The organism is Pseudolysinimonas sp., assembly GCF_031389465.1.
Classification (GTDB): Bacteria; Actinomycetota; Actinomycetes; order Actinomycetales; family Microbacteriaceae; genus Pseudolysinimonas_A.
Genome location: NZ_JANMSQ010000188.1, coordinates 1 through 2,393 on the forward strand (window position 1 = coordinate 1; position 2,393 = coordinate 2,393).

The following is a 2,393-nucleotide window of genomic DNA, read 5'->3' on the forward strand; positions in this document are numbered from 1 at the left end:
CAGCTCGGCCAGGTGGTCATCGCGGTCCTGGCCGTGTTCGCCGCCAAGGCGGCAACCGTCGCCGGCCTGGTGCTCGCGGCGGGCACCGTCGCCGTCCTGGGTTCGCTGCTGGCCGGTCGGGTGATCCTGCCGGGCAACAGCCAGGGCAATCGCCGCCCTCGTGCGGGACTCCGCCACGGCCATCGGGGTCGTCCTCGGCCTGCTGTACCTGTTCCCGATCCTCGCTGGCGTCGTGACGGACGCCGACTGGAAACGACGTCTCGAGCAGCTCAGCCCGAGCGGCGCGGGACTCGCCATCCAGAACACCATCGGGCTGGACAGCCTGCCCATCAGCCCGTGGGCCGGCGTCGGCGTCCTCGCCGCCTGGGCCGCCGGGGCGCTGCTGGCCGCGGTGCTCGTGCTCCGGCTGCGCGACGCCTGACGCGGGTGCGACTGTGACTGGCCGACGTCGACCCTCGGATGCCCCTACGTTTGTCCCTGACCCACGAAAGGGGCTCACGATGCGCATCGCGATGGCGAGCGACCACGCCGGCCGCGGGCTCAAGGAGGAGATCAAGACGCTGCTGCGCGCCGCGGGGCACGAGATCTCCGACTTCGGCACCGACACCGACGACGCGGCGGACCTTCCCGACCACGTCTACCCCGCGGCCCTTGCCGTCGCGCGGGGCGAGGCGGACCGCGGGATCTTCGTCGACGGCGTCGGCTACGGAAGCGCGATGATCGCGAACAAGATCGCCGGGATCTACGCCGCGGTGTGCCAGGACCCCTTCTGCGCCGGGCTGGCGCGCTCGCACTCGGACACCAACGTCCTGTGCCTCGGCGGCAAGATCATCGGCTCGGCGATCGCGCTCGAGATCGTTCGGGTGTGGATGTCGACGGAATGGCTCGGCAAGGGCCAGGGCGGCGAGAAGTACGCGCGGCGGGTCGCGAAGGTGAGGGACATCGACGCCCGGCACCTCGTGCCGCTGGGCTGAAGTCCGACGACGCGCCCGTCGGCGTCAGGCGCGTCGACCCCGACCCCAGCTCCCCCCAACCTCCCCCGCAGCCTCCCCCGCAACCCCGACGGCCCGAACCCCAAGGACGAGGAAACCCGATGACCCAGACCACCACCCGCCCCAGCGCCCTGTTCGTCTGCGTCCACAACGCCGGCCGCTCGCAGATGGCCGCCGGTTTCCTGGCCGCGCTGTCCGGCGGCGGGGTCGAGGTCCGCTCGGCGGGCTCGATGCCCGCCGACCAGATCAACCCCGCCGCGGTCGCCGCGGTGCTCGAGGTCGGCATCGACCTTCGCACCGAAAGCCCCAAGGTCCTCACGAACGAGGCGGTCCGGGCGTCCGACGTCGTCATCACGATGGGCTGCGGCGATGTCTGCCCGATCTATCCAGGCAAGCGCTACGAGGACTGGAAGCTCGAGGACCCCGCGGGCCAGGGCATCGATTCCGTCCGCCCGATCCGGGACGAGATCCGGGCGCGCGTGCTCACCCTCCTCGCCGAGCTCGGCGTCGAACCCGTAGCGCTGCCCGCCTGACCGAAGGAGTCGATCCCGCCGCCGGTCCGGCGGTCGGTGGCTGGCCGCGCCGGGGCGCCGGATTTGCTCCCTTGCAGTTCAGCGCCCCAAACAGCGGTGCTCACGGGACCCGCACACGCCCGCACACAATCTGCACGGCGCCTCCTGCCGTCGCGCCGGACACGGCCGCCTCAGCCTCCCTACGGTGACGGCTATGACGGATCCCGGCGTGCCCTCCTCCTCCTCAGCAGCCGCCACGCCCGGGCCCGCCCTCGCGGGCCCGTCGCCGGGCTCGCGGCCGGAGGGGTGGTCGACGCCGCCCCTGCCGGGAGCATCAGTTCGACCGGGCGCGGCCGCCGGGATCGCTCGCACCCCCGGCCCGGTCGCCCTGGCGGTCAGGGAGTTCTGGGGCGAGCACCGTCGAACGGCCTCGACCGGCATCCTGCTGGCGTGCGGGGCCACCGGCGTCGCCGGCGGGGGGCTCCTGGTGGGTCACCGGCTCGGGCTCGGCGCCGCGCTCGTGGGCCTGCTGGTCTGGGCGCCGGCGGTGCCGGCGCTGGTGCGCCGGCGAGCGGTGGGAGACCTCGTGACCGTCGCGCTCTCGATCGCGCTGGTCGGGGTCGTCGCGATCCGCGACGCGGGCTGGGTCGTCGGGCTGTGCCTGGCGGCAGCCCTGGGAGCCGGGGCCGTCGCGGCGACGTCGGCGCGTTCGGCGCCCGCGGTGATGACTGCCGCGGTGAGCTGGGTCGCGGGCCTCGTCCGCGCGCTGCGGTGGGTCGGCCACGGCGCCGGGACGCTCATGGGCTCGCGTCGGGGCCAGGTGCTCGTCGCGGTGCGCAGCGCGGCGGTGACGGTCGCCCTTCTCCTGGTATTCGGTCTGCTGTTCGCC

At 73.9% G+C, this 2,393-nt stretch carries 5 protein-coding genes; 4 read left to right on the top strand and 1 reads right to left on the bottom strand.

Going from position 1 to position 2,393, the window contains the following annotated elements; all coding sequences use genetic code 11:
• On the bottom strand, positions 1-183 hold a 183-nt coding region (locus tag RMO30_RS07555; protein WP_309711487.1), incomplete at its 3' end, for a hypothetical protein.
• Between RMO30_RS07555 and RMO30_RS07560 the strand changes: the two genes are divergently transcribed.
• The 4 genes from RMO30_RS07560 to RMO30_RS07575 all read left to right on the top strand — a co-directional run.
• A complete protein-coding gene (locus RMO30_RS07560; protein ID WP_309711488.1) occupies positions 161-421 on the top strand; it encodes a hypothetical protein in 261 nt (86 codons plus the stop codon). The two genes, RMO30_RS07555 and RMO30_RS07560, sit on opposite strands and share 23 nt — an antisense overlap.
• A gap of 79 nt (positions 422-500) precedes the next feature.
• A complete protein-coding gene (locus tag RMO30_RS07565; RefSeq protein ID WP_309711490.1) occupies positions 501-974 on the top strand; it encodes an RpiB/LacA/LacB family sugar-phosphate isomerase in 474 nt (157 codons plus the stop codon).
• A 119-nt stretch (positions 975-1,093) separates the two neighbouring features.
• On the top strand, positions 1,094-1,525 hold the full coding sequence (locus RMO30_RS07570) for an arsenate reductase ArsC (RefSeq protein WP_309711493.1): 432 nt from the start codon (positions 1,094-1,096) through the stop codon (positions 1,523-1,525).
• 193 nt (positions 1,526-1,718) lie between these two features.
• Positions 1,719-2,393 (top strand): DUF4153 domain-containing protein (locus RMO30_RS07575; RefSeq protein ID WP_397427908.1); only part of this gene is annotated, 675 nt, incomplete at its 3' end.

Excerpts from the sequence above, each read along its gene's own strand:
- RMO30_RS07565 (WP_309711490.1), top strand. The coding sequence starts at position 501 with ATGCGCATCGCGATGGCGAGCGACCACGCCGGCCGCGGGCTCAAGGAG.
- RMO30_RS07570 (WP_309711493.1), top strand. The coding sequence starts at position 1,094 with ATGACCCAGACCACCACCCGCCCCAGCGCCCTGTTCGTCTGCGTCCAC.